The 19,684-nt window shown below is 40.8% G+C and carries 16 protein-coding genes; 5 read left to right on the top strand and 11 right to left on the bottom strand.

Going from position 1 to position 19,684, the window contains the following annotated elements:
• Positions 1-190 precede the first annotated feature (190 nt).
• A complete protein-coding gene (gene argS, locus BTN98_RS02880) occupies positions 191-1,921 on the top strand; it encodes an arginine--tRNA ligase (RefSeq protein ID WP_060996965.1) in 1,731 nt (576 codons plus the stop codon).
• A 97-nt stretch (positions 1,922-2,018) separates the two neighbouring features.
• Here the strand turns inward: argS and BTN98_RS02875 are convergent, their stop codons facing one another.
• Complete coding sequence (locus tag BTN98_RS02875) at positions 2,019-2,624, bottom strand: DUF924 family protein (RefSeq protein ID WP_060996966.1); 606 nt, start codon at positions 2,622-2,624, stop codon at positions 2,019-2,021.
• Between the two features lie 127 nt (positions 2,625-2,751).
• Here BTN98_RS02875 and BTN98_RS02870 point away from each other — a divergent pair, with 127 nt between their 5' ends.
• Positions 2,752-3,186, top strand: a complete 435-nt coding sequence (locus tag BTN98_RS02870; protein WP_060996967.1) for an HIT domain-containing protein — start codon at positions 2,752-2,754, stop codon at positions 3,184-3,186.
• A gap of 107 nt (positions 3,187-3,293) precedes the next feature.
• Here the strand turns inward: BTN98_RS02870 and BTN98_RS02865 are convergent, their stop codons facing one another.
• From BTN98_RS02865 to znuA, 5 genes are all read right to left on the bottom strand, one after another.
• Positions 3,294-3,536, bottom strand: coding sequence for a FeoC-like transcriptional regulator (locus BTN98_RS02865; RefSeq protein ID WP_060996968.1), 243 nt, complete (start codon positions 3,534-3,536; stop codon positions 3,294-3,296).
• Entirely contained in the window at positions 3,533-5,818 is a 2,286-nt protein-coding gene (gene feoB, locus BTN98_RS02860) for a Fe(2+) transporter permease subunit FeoB (RefSeq protein WP_060996969.1), read from the bottom strand. Before feoB ends, BTN98_RS02865 begins: the two co-directional genes overlap by 4 nt.
• Before the next feature lie 2 nt (positions 5,819-5,820).
• Complete coding sequence (locus BTN98_RS02855; RefSeq protein ID WP_060996970.1) at positions 5,821-6,045, bottom strand: FeoA family protein; 225 nt, start codon at positions 6,043-6,045, stop codon at positions 5,821-5,823.
• A gap of 252 nt (positions 6,046-6,297) precedes the next feature.
• Positions 6,298-7,659 carry a murein DD-endopeptidase MepM gene (gene mepM / locus BTN98_RS02850; protein WP_060996971.1) on the bottom strand — a complete coding sequence of 454 codons (1,362 nt, stop codon included), beginning with the start codon at positions 7,657-7,659 and terminating at the stop codon, positions 6,298-6,300.
• Between the two features lie 2 nt (positions 7,660-7,661).
• A complete protein-coding gene (znuA, locus tag BTN98_RS02845; protein WP_060996972.1) occupies positions 7,662-8,603 on the bottom strand; it encodes a zinc ABC transporter substrate-binding protein ZnuA in 942 nt (313 codons plus the stop codon).
• A 161-nt stretch (positions 8,604-8,764) separates the two neighbouring features.
• Between znuA and znuC the strand changes: the two genes are divergently transcribed.
• From znuC to BTN98_RS02830, 3 genes are all read left to right on the top strand, one after another.
• Positions 8,765-9,529, top strand: a complete 765-nt coding sequence (gene znuC / locus BTN98_RS02840) for a zinc ABC transporter ATP-binding protein ZnuC (protein WP_060996973.1) — start codon at positions 8,765-8,767, stop codon at positions 9,527-9,529.
• Entirely contained in the window at positions 9,529-10,314 is a 786-nt protein-coding gene (gene znuB / locus BTN98_RS02835) for a zinc ABC transporter permease subunit ZnuB (RefSeq protein ID WP_060996974.1), read from the top strand. Before znuC ends, znuB begins: the two co-directional genes overlap by 1 nt.
• Before the next feature lie 143 nt (positions 10,315-10,457).
• The gene (locus BTN98_RS02830) at positions 10,458-12,515 is read left to right on the top strand and encodes a PhoX family protein (RefSeq protein ID WP_060996975.1); all 2,058 of its coding nucleotides are present in this window, start codon (positions 10,458-10,460) and stop codon (positions 12,513-12,515) included.
• A gap of 70 nt (positions 12,516-12,585) precedes the next feature.
• On the opposite strand, the gene sucD is transcribed toward BTN98_RS02830, so the two are convergent.
• From sucD to BTN98_RS02805, 5 genes are all read right to left on the bottom strand, one after another.
• The gene (sucD, locus tag BTN98_RS02825) at positions 12,586-13,458 is read right to left on the bottom strand and encodes a succinate--CoA ligase subunit alpha (RefSeq protein ID WP_060996976.1); all 873 of its coding nucleotides are present in this window, start codon (positions 13,456-13,458) and stop codon (positions 12,586-12,588) included.
• Positions 13,458-14,624 (bottom strand): ADP-forming succinate--CoA ligase subunit beta, encoded by a 1,167-nt coding sequence (gene sucC, locus BTN98_RS02820; protein WP_060996977.1) that lies wholly within the window; start codon positions 14,622-14,624, stop codon positions 13,458-13,460. The genes sucD and sucC overlap by 1 nt, the downstream gene beginning before the upstream one ends.
• Positions 14,625-14,778: 154 nt before the next feature.
• Entirely contained in the window at positions 14,779-15,993 is a 1,215-nt protein-coding gene (odhB, locus tag BTN98_RS02815; RefSeq protein WP_060996978.1) for a 2-oxoglutarate dehydrogenase complex dihydrolipoyllysine-residue succinyltransferase, read from the bottom strand.
• 26 nt (positions 15,994-16,019) lie between these two features.
• A complete protein-coding gene (gene sucA / locus BTN98_RS02810; protein ID WP_060996979.1) occupies positions 16,020-18,851 on the bottom strand; it encodes a 2-oxoglutarate dehydrogenase E1 component in 2,832 nt (943 codons plus the stop codon).
• A gap of 106 nt (positions 18,852-18,957) precedes the next feature.
• Complete coding sequence (locus BTN98_RS02805) at positions 18,958-19,671, bottom strand: succinate dehydrogenase iron-sulfur subunit (RefSeq protein ID WP_060996980.1); 714 nt, start codon at positions 19,669-19,671, stop codon at positions 18,958-18,960.
• Positions 19,672-19,684: the final 13 nt, after the last annotated feature.

The raw sequence follows: 19,684 nt of genomic DNA, 5'->3' as shown, positions 1-19,684 counted from the left end.
CTATTCAAGATATTGGTGTTTAAACAAAATTAACACTACCATCAAAAAATACTCACGTAGCTTTGGCCGCTTTTGAGTTAAGCAAAAAACACTTTAGCTCCGTGAGTATTTTTGGCGGCATATTTTGCTATACGCAGACGTTTTTGCCACATATATATGATTGGCGTTACAAACGATTAAGGAACAGCGAGTGAATATTCAAGCACTTATTAATGATAAAGTATCACAAGCATTAGAAGCTGCAGGCGCACCTGCCGGTAGTCCAGCAGCAGTTCGTCAGTCAGCAAAAGCACAATTTGGTGATTACCAAGCAAACGGTGTTATGGGTGTTGCTAAAAAATTGGGCATGAATCCACGTGAATTCGCTCAAAAAGTTATCGACTGCTTAGAACTAGACGGTATTGCTGAGAAAGTTGAAATTGCAGGTCCTGGTTTTATCAATATCTTCCTTGATAAAGCATGGCTAGCAGCGCGCGGTGAAGAAGCACTAGCAAGCGATCGTCTAGCTGTTGATACTGATGAAGCACAAACTATTGTTGTTGACTATTCAGCACCTAACGTTGCAAAAGAAATGCACGTTGGTCACTTACGTTCAACAATCATTGGTGATGCCGTTGTACGTACCCTAGAATTTTTAGGTCACAATGTTATTCGTGCTAACCACCTTGGCGACTGGGGTACCCAATTTGGTATGCTTATCGCTAACATGGAACGTAAAGAGAAAGAAGGTAGCGATGTTTCAATGAACATCAGCGATCTTGAAGGCTTCTACCGTGAATCAAAAGTGCTTTATGATGAAGATGAAGAGTTTGGTGTAACTGCACGTAACTTCGTTGTTCGTCTACAAAGTGGTGACGAGTACTGCCTAGAGAAATGGCGTCAACTTGTTGCAATCACACTTAAGCAAAACCAACGCAACTACGACCGTCTAAGCGTATCATTAACAGATGATAACGTAATGGGTGAGTCAATGTATAACGACATGCTTGCACCTGTTGTTGCAGATCTAAAACAAAAAGGTCTAGCAGTAGAGAGTGATGGCGCAACCGTTGTTTTCCTTGACGAATACAAGAATAAAGATGGCGAGCCAATGGGTGTTATCATCCAAAAACGTGATGGCGGCTACCTATACACCACCACTGATATTGCTTGTGCTAAATACCGTTACGAGCAACTTCATGCCGATCGTGTACTTTACTTCATTGACTCACGTCAGCACCAACACCTAATGATGGCTTGGTCTATTGTACGTAAAGCAGGTTATGTACCTGAAGAAGTTTCTCTAGAGCACCACGCATTTGGTATGATGCTAGGTAAAGATGGTCGTCCATTTAAGACCCGTGCTGGCGGTACTGTACGTCTTGCTGATCTTCTTGATGAAGCAGAAGAACGTGCTAACAAGCTAATCGAAGCAAAGAACCCTGAGCTAAGTGCCGAAGAAAAAGCAAAAATTGCGACAACAGTTGCAATGGCTGCGGTTAAGTACTCTGATCTTTCTAAGCACCGTACTACAGACTACATCTTCGATTGGGACAACATGCTTGCATTTGAAGGTAACACTGCACCGTACATGCAATATGCATACACTCGTGTAGCATCTATCTTCAAGCGCGCAAATGTTGAACTAAAAGATCTAACATGCCCTATCGTTATCAATGACGAAAAAGAGCAAGCACTATTGTCTAAGTTACTTCAGTTTGAAGAAGCTGTTCAGTCTGTAGCGCGTGAAGGTCAACCACACCTAATGTGTACTTACCTGTTTGAACTTGCAGGTCTGTTCTCTAGCTTCTACGAAGCATGTCCAATTCTTAATGCAGAAGAAGGTGTTAAGCAAAGCCGCTTGAAGTTAGCACTATTAACTGCTAACACGATTAAGAAAGGCTTGGATCTACTTGGTATCGAAACACTAGAGCGTATGTAATTAGCATGTAGTGTGATAGCTGTTTATGATAATAGATAGCTGGATAATAAAAAGCCTTCATTCGTGAAGGCTTTTTTAATGGTACTAACATCACTGATTATTGACCGAAACGTAAACCACCATCATGTAGCCAAGTTAATTCTTTTTTGGTCGATAACCGTCCTTTGACTGCATTGCGATGTGGAAAGCGCCCAAATTCTTTAATCACTTCAAAATGGCTATTAGCAAAGTCATAAAAACTATCAAACACCGCAATATTCTCAAGTTGTACATTTTTACGTAATAGATCAAATCGAAACACACTTTCTTCTTGATCTTCTAAATCTTCAGAATGCTCTAAGGGTAAATAAAAGAATACCCGTTCAATGGCTGTAAGTTCAGCATCTTGATTAAGAGCCAAACCTCGCTTACAAATAGCAAGTGCTAATAAATCATACCTAAAGGCAGCATTAAGTCCGCGATAAATATTACGTGGAAATTGATCCAATAGAATAATTAATGCCAGACGTCCTTGTGCAGTATCACTCCAATGATTAAGTTCTCCATTGCCAGCCATACTTACCCAAGGTTGAAACGTAGAGGTGATTTCAACATCAACCTCAGTAGCCCCTAAAAACCATAGTGCATTTTTATTTTCACGGGTTACTTCGCCGTTTAGCTCACCAAACCAGTAATCAAGAATAAATTGATACTCAGTTACCATTTAAGCCCCCCATTAATACACTTTAACTACGTTTTTATAGGATAATACCAATTGCGCCAAATTAAGCTTACTATAATAAATATTGCTCAAGCTTGTGAGCTAGAATGTACTGTTAAGGAATAATTACATGAGTTTCACTCTTCATCCTCGATTAATGGCAGATACAACGGTACTTGGTGATTTACCTTTATCACGCGTATTACTGGTAAAAGAAGCCCTTGGTCCATGGCTTATCTTAGTGCCTCGTTATGATGCGCTACGTGAAATCCATCATTTATCAGAGCAAGATCAACAACAACTTATGCGTGAATCATCAGCAGTGGCGGCTTTGTTAGAGCAAGACTATCAAGCTGAAAAAATTAATATTGGTGCGCTTGGTAATCTTGTGCCTCAACTTCATATTCATCATATCGCTCGTTTTAGCAATGATATCGCATGGCCAGGACCTATTTGGGGTAATACCCAAGGCATTCAACGTAGTGAAGAGGTACAACAAGCGCTTGCTGAAGAATTACGTCAAGAACTGAGTAATATCGCAGGTTTTAGCATCATTAACGCTTAATCACAGTGTTAAATTAGCATAGCTGTCACAGTTACGCTGCTGATTGATGATATAAAAATAGAGATAAAAAAAGCAGCCCGTAGGCTGCTTATTAAGAACACATTGTATTAGCGCATAACAGTTACAGATAACTCATTTGCAGCTAAACATCGATACCACACATCTTTGGCGGTTTGACAACATTGAGTGCTATCACAGCCAACCAATTCTTTGCCAATAGCGCCTTTTTTGACCCACACAGCAAGCATGGCATCGACACCATCTTCTGACATACCAAAATGGGTAGCAAGCTGGTTACGACTTACTCGACCATGATCTGCAATATACTGTTTTAATTGTTGTAAGATCATTCAAACAATAATCCTTCTAAATGAGATTGCTTTTTACCTTGGCGTTTCATCAGCAAGTATATGCCGACATTAATCACAATGAAGAATGCTATCCAGAACGAACTACTGGCTGGATGCAAAGCAAAGTCTGCAATCTGATAGAACAATGATGCAAATGTATATGCCAATAACATTGTCCACCCGGCAATAAAGCCAGCAAATTTCTTACCAAATTCACGTACATATGCACCCATTGCTGCCGCACATGGTGTATAAAGTAGAATGAAGATGAGGTACGACATTGCTGCAGCACCGCTCACAAAGCGTGACTGAATATTACCGTAAACAGATTGATCAACACCTTGCTCTTCCGCAACCGCGGTTTTATTTTCAAGATCGCCAACTTCAATCCCCAAAGGATCACTGAAGCTTAACGCGGATAAATTATCGCCAATAGAGGCAACAGCTTCTTTTAAACTACTAACAAGATCATATTCTTCACTTTTACTAGCAATAGCAGGCGCATAAAGGCTGTTTAATGTTCCCACTACCGCTTCTTTAGCAAAGATACCAGTAATAATACCCACCGTTGCAGGCCAATTATCAGCTTTAACACCAATCGGCTCTAGAACAGGAGTCACTACTTGTGCTGCATGTGATAACACAGATTTTGGCGTGTCTTCATTACCGAATGAACCATCAGTACCAAGAGAGTTAAAGAAACTTAAAATCGTTACTACAACCACAATTGTTTTACCTGCACCAAATACAAAACGCTTTAGTTTCTGCCATGTTTTAATGACCACGTTACGTATTGTTGGTAACTCATAATTTGGCATCTCCATGATAAAACTATCACTCGTACCAGGGTAAAGTGTGTTGCGCAGAATAAGGCCTGTCATTACTGCGGCAACAATACCTAAAATATACAGAGTGAAAACAACATTCTGACCATTATCAGGAAAGAAAGCGGCTGCAAATAATGCATACACTGGTAAACGCGCACCACATGACATAAACGGTGCCATTGCCGCTGCAAGTTTACGCTCACGCTCTTGTTCTAACGTACGTGTTGCCATGATGGCGGGCACATTACAGCCAAAACCAAGCACCAGTGGAACAAATGCTTTACCCGGTAAACCTACTTTTTGCATCACTTTATCAAGTACAAAAGCGGCACGTGCCATATAACCAGAGCTTTCCAGCACAGCAAGGAACAGATATAAACAGGCAATCACAGGAATAAAGGTCGCAACGGTTTGAATACCACCACCAATACCATTAGCAATAATTGTCACTAACCAAACCGGTAAATGGTTATCTAATAGATAATGACCGCCATCAACCAATACTGCACCGAAACTAATATCAAAAAAGTCGATAAATGCACTACCAATGTTTATAGCAAACATAAACATTACGTACATTACTAAGAAGAAAAATGGGATACCAATAGCACGGTGTAATAATACGCGGTCAATCTTATCAGTTAGACTATGGCTTAAACGGCCTTCCTGACGACGTACTTTCTGACATAATTGATGTAAAAACGTATAGCGCACATCAGCCACTTGAATATCAGCATCAACTAATTCAATCAGTTGGCTACGAATAGCACACGCTTGTTGTTTATGTTCTTCTGATAACGTGTGAATCACTAAGGTGTCATTTTCTAAAACACGAATTGATTGTGCCCGCGCATTTAACTTTTCATTTTGAATAAATAATGGCTTTAACTGTTCAACAGCCGCTTCAAAATCATGACCATAATCCAATGAAAAATCTGAAACAACCATGCCTTGAATCAGCATTTTATGTAACTTTGATTTAAACTCGCCAATGCGTTCCATATTATTGGCAGATAATGCAACAACAGGACAACCCAAAGCTTTTTCTAATGCTTTAAGATCTAACACTTGTTGCTGACGTTTCAATACATCCATCTTATTAAGTACAACCACCATCGGTCGACCTAATTCACGCAGTTGTAACGTCATGTATAAACTGCGTTCAAGTGATGATGCATCAACAACGTTGATAATAACGTCAGCAGGTGTTGTTAAAATTGCGCGTGACGCGATAGCTTCATCAAGGCTGTTAGCATCGTTTGCACTGTCAAGGTTATAAATACCAGGCAGATCTGTCAGAGAAAAATCATCGCCATTATGCTGATAATGACCAGTCTTCTTTTCAACCGTCACCCCAGCCCAGTTACCTACTTGCTGTTTTGCTCCCGTTAATCCATTAAATAACGTTGTTTTACCGCTATTTGGATTACCCACGGTAAGGATGTCATATTGCATTACTAAACCTCAACTTCAATGTCTTCAGCAATTTTTTTACGAAGTGCAATATCAACACCTCGAACTCGAACCTGAAGCGGATCACCTAAAGGAGCTAAACGGACAACAGTAATTTCTGTGTGTGGTAAAAGACCCATCACCATTAATTTTTTTCGCGTTACAGCTGGCAACGCAGACATATTAATCACTGTACCGCTGTGACCACACGACATATCTGACAGTTTCATAACTAAACGTCTACCTTAATAAGAATTATTTTCATTACGATGTAGCGAAGTTTACACTTTGATACGAAATTAGTCTTGTCTTAAATCAATTATTCTATGACTGATTTAAAACAATATCTTTCACTTATCGAATGAAGGGTTTCGATACAAATAACCAATAAATCTACATTGTTACTCATTTTACGTTGTTTTTTACACGCATAAAAAAGCGTACCTTTCGGTACGCTTTAAGAACAAATAGTTATGTTTATTTTAACTCGACATCTGCGCGGTTAATTGTTTTTTATATGCTTTAACATTACGCATAAACTGAGTTCGAGTGCTACCTCTTAACGGTTCAGCTTGCGGTAATGGTACTTTCATTGCATTAACTGGTCGCCCGTTCTTTATTAGCTCAAAATGTAAATGAGGGCCTGTTGAACGTCCCGTATTACCACTTTTTGCAATACGTTGCCCCATTTTGACTTTATCGCCTACTTTGACTTGCCGTTTGCTCAAATGCAAATAACGCGTCATGTATTCGCGTCCATGTTTAATCACAATATAATTACCCGCTAACGGATGGTAACGTGATTTAACCACCACACCATCACCAGCAGCCAAAATAGTCGTACCAACAGGCACAGCAAAATCAGTACCATTATGTGGCGAACGACGTTTGGTAATTGGATGCAAACGATTAGGATTAAATGACGAACTAATTCGATATGACTTAAGCGTTGGTACGCGTTTAAAACCACGATTTAAACTGCGTCCATCTTGATCATAAAATTGATCATCAGCACCACGAGCAATAAATATAGAATGTCCACGGCGTTGGCTTTTATAATAAAAGGCATTCATTTTGCCTTTGCCAACCGCTTTACCATCAATAAATTCACGATCTAACACCACCCCGAATGAATCCCCTTTTTGAGCATCACGGCCAAGGTTCATCTTCCATTGTAATGCTTTAACCACATTACCTATTTGTGTTGGTGTTAACCCTGCATCACGTGCTGAATTGTAGAAACTACCGAATACTTGCCCTGTAAGTACAACTGGCTTAATAACGCCTTTCTGTACAACTTCTTTATAGCTGTAACCTTTTTTACCGAGCGTATAAGTGTCAGTTACTTTTTTACTACGAATAATACTCAGTGATGTCAACTTACCATCGCTATCAACATCCCATTCTAATGTTTGACCAACACGCAACTGTTGTACTGATTTATTAGCATCAATTAAACGGTACATCTCTGAGATTGGTAAACCATATTGAGAAAATATAACCCCTAAGGTTTCGCCTGATGCGACGCGGTGTTTTGATTCAGTTTCAGCATGGGCCTGTACTAATTGCCGCTCAATTTCATCCTTTGGTGCTTGAAATTCAGGATCATTTTGATCTAAAGACGCACCCATTGGTTCACTATCAGGTTCTGAAACCTCTGAGGGAGTAATATTAACCGGCACTGCAATTGGCGCAGGTTTTTTAAATGAGGGGATATGTATTGTATGTTTCGATGGCTGCCATGCAATAGCAGCCACCATTAAAACTGTCGTTGAGAATAACGCTATTTTATGTTGCAGCGGTAACATCTTCAATGATGCCACCGCAGCGATATAATATTTCATGATTAATTAAGACACTTACTAAATCGTTGTCCAAGTTCATTAAGAAAACGGACATACCCTCCCTTGCCCTCAACGATATCAGTTGCCATTGGGTCAAGAGTCCCTATTTTAACATTCGTTCCTTTAATCACAGATTTCACAACAGCAGGTGAAAACTGTGGCTCACTAAAGACACATTGTGCCTGATTATTCGTTAACGCCTGACGAATAGATAACAATGTTTTTGCACCTGGACGACGATCAGGTTCAACCGTAAAATGACCAAGATTATCAAGCTTAAATTGTTGCTCAAAATAGCCATAGCCATCATGAAAAACGTAATAACCTTTATTATTTAAAGGCTGTAATTGTTTATTAAGCTTAATAACCGCTTGTTGAACATCTGTAGTGAATGTAGAAAGATTAGCTGTATATGTGTTTTTATGCAACGGGTCATACTTGATCAATGCCTTAGTTATGACATTTGCTGCTTGTATTGCTTGATCTGGTCCCAACCATAAATGAGGATCAATACCATTATGTTCGTGGTGATGGTGACCTTCATGTTCAGCTGCCGCACTATGATCGCCATGCTCATGCTCATGCTCAGCATGTGACTCATCTTCAGCATAATAACGGAAATTAATTCCTTGCTGTTTACTGAGCGCAATATTTTCAGGTTTTGAATCCATGGTTTTCGTTAAAAAGGATTCTAACTCTGGACCGATCCACACAACCAAGTCGGCCTGCTTTAATTTTTTCACATCTGAAGGACGTAAGGCATAATCATGGGGGGATGAGCCTGCAGGAATAACAAACTCACTGGTTGCTGCGCCTTGAGTTAATTCACTAACAATCAAATTCAGTGGCTTAACCGTTGTAACCACGTTAAAAGTATCATCAGCAAACGCTGAACTAGAAACAACAATAGCAGTAGCGCAACATAAAGAAGTTAGACGGTGCATGATTTCCCCATAAAATGTGAACGGTAAAAAATTATTGATTATCAGCAAAGAAATTTTTCTCAATTGGCTATAATCAGCGCGTATTAACAGTAACACAACTATCTTAGCGATGTTATAATATAACATCACAATTATGCAAATTCTTATTTTAAGCACGCTTTATGACAACATTAGTAGAATTACAATCATTAACCGTCGCCTTTTCTGGCCGTAACGTTCTAGATAATATTGCGCTCAAATTAGAACGAGGTGAAATTACAACGCTTATTGGTCCTAATGGTGCTGGCAAATCAACACTTGTAAAAGTGATAACAGGCTTGCAAAAACCAACCTTAGGTAACGTTGTGCGTCTAAAGGGAATGCGCATTGGTTATGTACCACAAAAACTACACCTCAATGATACTTTACCACTTTCTGTTGATCGATTTATGCGATTAGCGGGGCGCTATTCTGTTGAACAACGACGTGAAGCACTAACAATGGTAAATGGTGCTCACTTAATCGATAGCGACATGCATCGATTATCTGGTGGTGAAATGCAACGCGTATTATTAGCGCGTGCATTATTACAAAAACCAGATTTATTAGTGTTAGATGAACCCGTACAGGGGGTCGATGTTACAGGCCAATTAGAACTTTACCGTCTAATTCAGCAATTACGCGACTTACTTAACTGTACCATTTTAATGGTTTCGCACGATCTTCACCTTGTGATGGCTAAAACGGATAAAGTGATCTGCTTACAGCATCATATTTGTTGTTCTGGTAGCCCATTTAGCGTGACTAATCACCCTAAATATATTGCATTATTTGGCCGTCAAGCCAGTGACCAACTAGCGTTATATCAACATCAACACAACCATCAACATGATGATTCAACAACACCATCAACATGCTGTAATAATCATCAGGATAATAAAAAATAATGATTGAGTTTTTACTTCCAGCGTTAATTGCTGGTATTGGGATCGCCCTATTAGCCGGCCCTTTAGGGTCTTTTGTGGTATGGCGCAAAATGGCTTATTTTGGTGATACCCTTTCACATGCGTCATTACTGGGGATTGCATTAGGCTTTTTATTTAATATTAATTTAAATTTAGCGTTAGTTATTTGTTGTTTAGTGCTCGCGGTTATTTTAGTGACCTTACAAAAACAACGCTATGTTGCGACCGATACTCTGCTTGGCATCTTAGCCCATAGCGCATTATCTCTTGGTTTAGTGGCAGTCAGCTTTTTAGATCATGTTCGTATCGATTTAATGTCTTATTTATTTGGTGACTTACTGGCGGTAACCACTAATGATTTAATGTGGATTTACGGTGGTGGCGCTATCGTATTAGCGCTACTTATTTATCTATGGCGCCCACTGCTATCAATGACAATCAGTGAAGAAATGGCACAAGTCGAGGGCGTAAACGTCGATTTAATGCGATTATTATTAATGCTGATGGTCGGTATGGTGATTGCAGTTGCGATGAAATTTGTTGGCGCATTAATTATTACGTCATTGTTAATTATTCCAGCAGCAACCGCACGTCGATTTGCCAATAGTCCAGAGTCAATGGCCGTTATTGCCTCTGTTATTGGATCGATTTCAGTGGTGCTCGGCTTAGCGATGTCATGGCACTATGACACACCAGCTGGCCCTTCTGTAGTCGTATCAGCAGCAGCATTATTTATGCTTAGCCAGCTAAAACGCACGGCACGTTAATCATTAAAATCTGATATGGGTAGCTGACAAGATTATTTAAATATAAATGTCATAATAATAGACAAATTCTGTCACTACCCGTCTTTACTCTTTTCCTGCTCACACATTAAATCAATAATGACTGAACACAGGAAAGTAAAGCTATGAGTAAGGAAACGTTCGACCCTACCCGCTACAATACCAGCAATAACAAAGCATTTGATGATGTACTACAGGCAAATTTTCAACGTCGAAGCATCCTAAAAGGCGGCTTAAGTATGGGGGCAATGACTGCACTTGGTGCATTAGGTGTTGCTGGTTGTAACTCATCCAGTCCAACAAAAACAACTGCAAAGGTAGCAGATCGTTCTCAAGCTGTATTAAATTTTAATTCTATTTCAGGCTCATTAACTGACGCCGTTTCTATTCCTTCCGGTTATACCGCACAAGTATTAGTTCCTTGGGGAACACCATTGAACGCTAGCGCCAATGCATGGAAAAACGATGGTACAAACACCAGTGGCGATCAATTAAATGCACTAGGTATGCACCATGATGGCATGCATTTCTTTCCTTTGAACCAACAATCTACTGATGGATTACTTTGTATCAATCATGAATACATTGATCAGCAAGCACTGCACCCAAACTGGGACAAATACGCTGAAAGAGCCAAAGATGTACGTATAGATATTGATGAGATCCGTAAAGAAATCAATGCTCATGGTATTTCTGTGGTGCGGATTCAACTTGAAAATAACCACTGGAAATTAATTGACAACGATCCACTAAACCGTCGCTATACAGGTGCGACAGTAATGGATTTATCTGGCCCTGTTGCTCATACTGAACTCACTACCACCCGATTCTCACCTGATGGTAGTCAGGCTCGCGGTACCCTTAACAACTGTGGTAACGGTTATACGCCTTGGGGGACTTACCTTACTTGTGAAGAAAACTGGCCGGGCTATTTTACTAACACCGGAATGCGAACTAAAGAGCAAGATCGTATTGGTGTTTCAGGCGTCGGTAAATATCTGCAAGGCCGCTATAAATGGGAAACGTTAGCTGGTCATGATGACGAACGTTTGGATGAATTTGGACGTTTTAATCTGGCACCGACAGGCAATTCATCGCTTGATGATTACCGCAATGAAGCTAATGGCCATGGCTACATTGTTGAAATTGATCCGTATACTAAAAATTCACGAGCGAAAAAGCGTACTGCATTAGGGCGTTTTCGTCATGAAGGCTGTACCTTTGGCAAACTCGAAGCAGGCAAACCGGTGGTGTTCTATTCTGGTCATGACTCGCGTTTTGAGTATTTATATAAATTTGAGTCAAACGCGCTATGGGATCCCGCCGATGCATCACCATCAAATCGCTTAGATATTGGTGATAAATACATGGATGACGGTACGCTTTATGTTGCTCGCTTTAATGAAGATAGCACCGGAACTTGGTTACCATTAACGCTTAATAGCCTAACAATGTCGGGCGATACCCTTGCTTCACAGTTTAATTCATTAGCAGAAATCATCGTTAATACCGCTGGCGCGGCGGACTTAGTTGGAGCAACGCCGATGGATCGCCCAGAATGGTCCGCCGTTGATCCATTTACAGGCTCGGTTTATCTCACCCTGACTAATAATACCAAACGTAAAGACAGCACTAACCCAGCTAACCCTCGCCTGAATAATAAATTTGGTCATATTATTCGTTGGGATGAAGGTGAAAGTCCTACAGAATTTAACTGGGATATCTTTGTTTTTGGCTCACCAAGTGATGGTGATGAGAAAACTAACCGTTCCGGTTTAACCGACCTGAATCAATTTGCTAGCCCTGACGGCTTAGCCTTTGATGCACGTGGAATTATGTGGATTCAAACCGATAATGGTGCCGATGAAGTTGAACAATACACCAATGATCAAATGCTAGCAGTTGTACCATCACAACTGCTAGATGAAGATGATAAACAAGTGGTGATCTCTAGTTCAAATCAAACCGAATTAAAACGCTTCTTTGTTGGTCCAAATGGCTGTGAAGTCACAGGTTTTACGATTAGTCCTGATTACAAGTCATTGTTTATCAATATTCAACACCCAGATAACTGGCCTTATAGTGATGATGCGACAGAAGCAACACCGAGTGGTACAGAGGTTCGCCCACGCTCATCAACCGTGGTTATTCGTCGTGAAGATGGCGGTGAGATTGGTGTTTAAATTTCTGCATTAGCAACTAACAAAAAGCCCTGCATTTGCAGGGCTTTGATTTTCAATAGTTAAATCTAAATTACCAGTTAGTCACTTCGCGTAATGCTTTACCAATATCGGCTAAGCTTTGCACCGTTTTAACCCCAGCCGCTTCCAATGCTGCAAATTTTTCATCTGCAGTACCTTTACCACCAGAAATAATGGCACCAGCATGACCCATACGTTTACCCGGAGGCGCTGTCACACCTGCGATATAAGATACAACTGGCTTAGTGACATTATCTTTAATGTAAGCAGCCGCTTCTTCTTCGGCGGTACCACCGATTTCACCAATCATTACAATCGCTTCTGTCGCTGGATCTTTTTCAAACATTTCTAGAATATCAATGAAGTTTGACCCCGGAATTGGATCGCCACCGATACCCACGCAAGTTGATTGACCAAAGCCTTCATCGGTCGTTTGTTTTACCGCTTCATAGGTCAATGTGCCTGACCGTGAAACGATACCTACTTTACCCGCTCTATGAATATGACCTGGCATAATGCCAATTTTACATTCATCAGGAGTAATAATTCCAGGACAGTTAGGGCCTATCATTCGTACACCAGCCGCATCTAAACGTACTTTAACATCCAACATATCTAAAGTTGGTATGCCTTCAGTAATCGTTACAATCAGCTCAATACCAGCATCAATAGCTTCTAGAATCGCATCTTTACAAAATGGTGCAGGCACATAAATGACTGTAGCAGTAGCACCCGTTGCTTTGACCGCATCACGGACGGTATTAAATACTGGTAAACCTAAATGAGAGGTTCCACCTTTACCCGGTGAAACACCACCGACTAATTGAGTGCCATAAGCAAGCGCTTGCTCTGAATGAAATGTACCTTGTCCACCGGTAAAACCTTGGCAAATGACTTTAGTCTGTTTATTAATAAGTACTGACATTATTTACCCTCCGCGGCAGCAACGACTTTCTCTGCGGCTTCAGTTAGCGAAGTTGCAGCAATAATATTGAGACCACTATCAGCCAGCTTTGCAGCTCCGACTTCAGCATTATTACCTTCAAGGCGCACCACTACTGGCACTTTTACACCCACTTCAGCAATCGCACCAATAATACCTTCAGCGATAAGATCACAGCGAACAATACCACCAAAAATATTCACTAAAACTGCTTTAACATTGCTATCTGAAAGAATAATTTTGAAGGCTTCTGTCACCCGTTCTTTGGTCGCACCGCCACCAACATCAAGGAAGTTTGCTGGCTGTCCACCATGAAGGTTAACAATATCCATAGTACCCATTGCCAAACCAGCGCCATTGACCATACAACCGATATTACCGTCAAGGGCAACATAATTAAGTTCCCATTGTGCTGCATGAGCTTCACGCTCATCTTCTTGAGATGGATCATGCATTTGGCGTAATTTAGGCTGACGATATAATGCATTTGCATCAATATTAATTTTACCGTCCAGACATACTAACGTGCCTTCTTGAGTAATAATTAATGGGTTAACTTCAAGCAGCGCTAAATCACACTCAGCAAACATATTGCCAAGCCCGAGGAATATTTTAGTAAATTGCTTAACTTGATCGCCTTGCAAACCCAGTTTAAACGCTAATTCACGTCCTTGATAAGGTTGCGGGCCAACTAAAGGATCAATGGCCGCTTTATGAATAAGATGCGGCGTCTCTTGTGCAACTTTTTCAATTTCCACACCACCTTCAGTCGATGCCATGAAAACAATACGTTGTGAACTACGATCCACAACTGCACCAAGATATAATTCATTAGCAATACTAGAAGCTGCTTCTACCAATACCTTAGTCACAGGTTGACCTGTAGCATCCGTCTGATAAGTTACTAAATTCTTACCCAACCAATGTTGAGCAAATTGTTTAATGCCTTCTTTATTGTCATGTAATTCAACACCGCCAGCCTTTCCTCGACCACCAGCATGAACCTGACATTTTACAACCCATTTTTCACCGCCAATTTTACCTGCTGCTGCTGCTGCTTCTTGTGGGGTATCACAAGCATAGCCTTCAGGCACAGGTAAACCGTATTCAGCGAATAGTTGTTTTGCTTGATACTCGTGCAAATTCATAATGTTCTATCCGTTTTTATCCCTTTGGGACTTGTTAAATCCATTTGAGATATTCTTTGATATCTCTTCATCATTGTCCATGTTTACTGTTCCCTTTACAGAGAAGAAAGTTAACCGAATAATGAGCACTTACACGGCTAACTCTTTTTGGTACTTATACGTCCAGTAATAGACGTGTTGGATCTTCAAGTAACTCTTTAATTGTCACTAAATAGCCAACAGACTCACGACCATCAACTAAACGATGATCATAAGAAAGTGCCAGATACATCATAGGTAGAATTTCAACTTGACCATTAACAGCCATTGGGCGGTCTTGAATTTTATGCATACCTAAAATTGCAGCTTGCGGTGGGTTAATAATCGGCGTTGACATTAACGACCCAAACACACCACCATTGGTGATAGTAAAGTTACCGCCAATAAGATCATCAACAGTTAACTTGCCATCACGGCCTTTAATTGCCAAGTCACGAATGCCCTTTTCAATTTCAGCCAAACTTAACTTATCACAATCTCGTAACACAGGGGTAACTAAACCGCGTGGTGTTGAGACAGCAATACTGATATCAAAAAAATTATGATAAACAATATCATCACCATCAATTGACGCATTGACTTCTGGATAACGCTTCAATGCTTCAACAACGGCCTTAACATAAAAAGACATAAAGCCAAGACGAATACCATGGCGCTGCTCAAACACATCTTTATATTGTTTACGCAGATCCATGATTGGTTTCATGTTAACTTCATTAAATGTCGTTAACATCGCAGTGCTATTTTTGGCTTCTAATAAACGCTCAGCAACACGTTTACGTAAGCGTGTCATCGGTACTCGTTTTTCACTGCGATGCGCTAACGGTGGCTCAATTTGAGTATCAACACTCTTGGTGACAGCTGGCGCTTCAATCGCTTGTTTCAAGTAGCTATCAACATCTTCACGAGTGATTCGACCACCAACACCTGTACCTTTCACTTTCTCAGCGGCTACGCCATGCTCACTTAATAAACGGCGAACAGCTGGACTTAACGCTTCACTATTTTCTTCATTTAACGAAGCAGTATTACGTTTGTTGGGTGACGATTCAGCATCAGTCAATACCGCAGAGGTTGGCTCACCAGCAACAGCATTAACTTTGATTTTACCAATCAATTGCTTGGTTAATACCGTTGTACCTTCAATTTCAAAGATAGCTTCTAAGACGCCATCTTCAGGTGCCGGTACTTCAAGCACAACTTTATCCGTTTCAATATCAACCAAGACCTCATCACGAGAAACAGTATCGCCTGGTTGTTTATGCCATGTGGCTACAGTTGCATCGGCAACAGATTCCGGAAGATCTGGAACCAGAATTTCGATTGTCATATCGGTATTGTCCTTTTGTTCTCGTTCTAATTATTAGAATGGTCTTGAGATTCAATAGTTAATGCGTCTTCAACTAACGCTTTTTGTTGTTTCAAATGTACAGACATATAGCCTACAGCTGGTGATGCTGATGCTGGTCGGCCTGCATAACGTAAAAGCGATCCTGCTGGTAATGCAGAATAGAAGTTATGCTGGCTAGAATACCATGCACCTTGATTTTGAGGCTCTTCTTGACACCATACAAAATCAGTAACATGGCTATAATCAGCGATCGCAGCTTCAACATCTTCTTTTGGAAATGGATATAACTGCTCAATACGCACAATAGCGACATCAGTTTGTTCATTTTTACGGCGTTGTTCTAATAAGTCGTAGTACACTTTACCAGAGCAGAACACCACCCGCTTCACCTGCTGTGCTGGCAGTTCATCAACCTCACCAATTGCAGCCAAGAAAGTGCCATTAGCAAGCTCATCCAATGTCGATGTACATAGCGGATGACGTAATAACGACTTTGGCGACATCACAATTAATGGACGACGCATTGGGCGTACAACTTGACGACGAATCATATGGTAAACTTGCGCTGGCGTTGATGGCACCACCACTTGCATATTTTGTTCGGCACATAATTGTAAGTAACGTTCAAGACGTGCAGATGAATGCTCTGGACCTTGGCCTTCATAACCGTGTGGCAATAACATGGTTAAACCACACATACGACCCCACTTTTGCTCACCAGAACTAATAAATTGGTCGACCACCACTTGCGCACCATTGGCAAAATCACCAAATTGCGCTTCCCAAATCGTTAATCCACTTGGCTCTGCGGTTGCATAACCATATTCAAACGCTAATACCGCTTCTTCAGATAACACCGAATCAATCACTTCAAATGGCCCTTGACCATTATGAATATGAGTTAACGGAATATAGGTACTGGCATCTTGTTGGTTATGTAACACGGCATGGCGATGGAAAAATGTTCCTCGACCTGAATCTTGACCTGTAATACGAATACGATGACCATCATCAACCAATGTTGCATAAGCTAAATTCTCAGCCATACCCCAATCAAGGGCTTTTTCACCAGCAATCATCGCTAAGCGATCGGTATAGATTTTTTGAACTCGGCTTTGCAACTGATGACTGGTTGGATACTGACATAAACGCATGCCTAACTCTTGTAGACGCTGCTCGTCAACTTTACTCTTCCAATCAACAGTCCAATCGTGACCTAAGTATGGTGCCCAATCAACTGAGTGCAGTTTCATTGGTCGCCACTCTTTAACTACACACTCACCACGATCTAATGCATCACGGTATTCATTAACCAAACCGGTTGCGACATCTAACCCAAATGCACCGATTTCAGTTAAATAATCAGCATATAACTTACGTGGAGTTGGGTGCTTTTTAATTTTTTGATACATCAATGGTTGCGTAGCTGTAGGCTCATCAGCTTCGTTGTGCCCATGACGGCGATAACATACTAAATCAATCACCACATCACGTTTAAACTCATGACGATAATCAAATGCAAGTCGAGTTACAAAAGCTACCGCTTGCGGATCATCAGCATTAACGTGGAAAATCGGGGCCTGTACCATTTTAGCGATATCGGTACAATATTCTGTTGAGCGGGTATCTTGAGGATTTGAAGTAGTGAAGCCAACTTGGTTATTGATAACAATACGTACGGTACCGCCAACGCTATAACCACGGGCTTGCGACATATTAAAGGTTTCAGCAACAACGCCTTGGCCTGCTATTGCAGAATCACCATGAATGGTAATGGGTAATACTTTATCACCAGTATCATCACCTAAACGATCTTGACGAGCACGTACAGAGCCAACCACTACCGGATTCACAATTTCAAGGTGTGATGGGTTAAAAGCTAAAGCTAAATGAACATCACCACCAGGAGTTGCAAAATCGGCAGAGAAACCTTGGTGATATTTCACATCTCCCGTACCCCAACTTTCACCGTGTTTACCTGCAAACTCATCAAATAAATCTTGCGGTTTTTTACCTAACACGTTCACTAACATATTTAGGCGGCCACGGTGAGCCATACCAACGACGACTTCACGTACACCTTGTGAACCTGCATGACGAATTAACTCTTTCATCATTGGAATCATGGCATCGCCACCTTCTAATGAGAAGCGTTTTGCACCTGGGAATTTCGCGCCTAAATAACGTTCAAGACCTTCTGCTGCGGTTAATTCATCAAGAAAACACAATTGTTCATCGGCAGTAAACGAACCTGTACCCATGACCGATTCAAGCCGTTGCTGAATCCAACGTTTTTCTTCGGTGTCGGTGATATGCATATACTCAGCACCAATTGACCCACAGTAGGTCTTTTTTAGTGCTGCATATATTTCACTGAGTTTCATGGTTTCTTGACCAATCGCAAATGAACCGACATTAAATGTTTCATTAAAATCATCGGTGGTTAGCGAGTGAAATTCAGGATCGAGATCGGCAACATGATCACGTTGCCATAACCCTAAAGGATCAAGGTTAGCATTTTGATGACCACGAAAACGATAAGCATTAATCAGCTGTAATACTTTAACCTGCTTTGCATCAACATCAGGATCGTTAACAACAGCACTTAAAAAATTGGTTTCTTTTGCTAAACGTCTAAAGTAATCACGTACACGAGAATGAGGTTGCTCAATAACTACGTCATTAACAACCGGTAAATCGACAAAAACCTCTCGCCATTGGGTATCAACTAACTCTGGATCGCTAAGATACAACTCGTAAAGATCTTCTATATAAGTTGCGTTGGCGCCAGCTAAATGTGAAGACTCAAGCCATGCCTTCATAACGCTATTCTGCATTATTTTCCCTTAACTACTAATTTATCGCCATTGGCATCGGTTTAATACCGAGCATTCCCGTTAGCGAGCCTGCAAACTGCATCGACTCACTAACATATCGATATTTTTAAACTGCTCGTTTAAGCAGCATCGATTTTATGTGTCCAATCGCTTTGGTCGGATTTAATCCCTTAGGACAGACATTTACACAGTTCATTATGCCATGGCAACGAAAAACACTAAATGCATCATCAAGATCAGATAATCGTTGATCGGTTGCAGTATCACGGCTATCAATTAACCATCGATAAGCCGCCAATAAGCCAGCAGGGCCAATAAATTTATCTGGGTTCCACCAAAATGATGGGCATGCTGTTGAACAACAAGCACACATAATACATTCGTATAGCCCATCTAACTGAGCGCGATCTTCTGGCGCTTGCAAATTCTCTCTTGCAGGCGGCAACGTCGCATCATCAATTAAAAAGGGTTTTACTTTAGCGTAGTTACTATAAAACTGCTCCATATCAATGATCAAATCACGAATCACCGGAAGCCCTGGCAATGGACGGATCACAATGGTATCGCTATGCATTAACGCAGATAACGGCGTAATACATGCTAAGCCGTTTTTACCATTCATATTAATACCATCAGATCCACATACACCCTCACGGCAAGAACGACGGAAAGACAAACTTGCATCTTGTTCTTTAAGCAAAATTAACGCATCTAACACCATCATATCTGAGCCATCTGGCACATCAAGTTGGTAGCCTTTCATGTGCGGAGCATCATCAACATCTGGGTTATAACGGTAAATTGAAAAATTCAGTTTCATCGCTGTTGTCTCC

Source organism: Photobacterium aquimaris (genome assembly GCF_002954455.1).
Taxonomy (GTDB): domain Bacteria; phylum Pseudomonadota; class Gammaproteobacteria; order Enterobacterales; family Vibrionaceae; genus Photobacterium; species Photobacterium aquimaris.
This window is presented reverse-complemented; position numbering and strand designations above follow the sequence as displayed.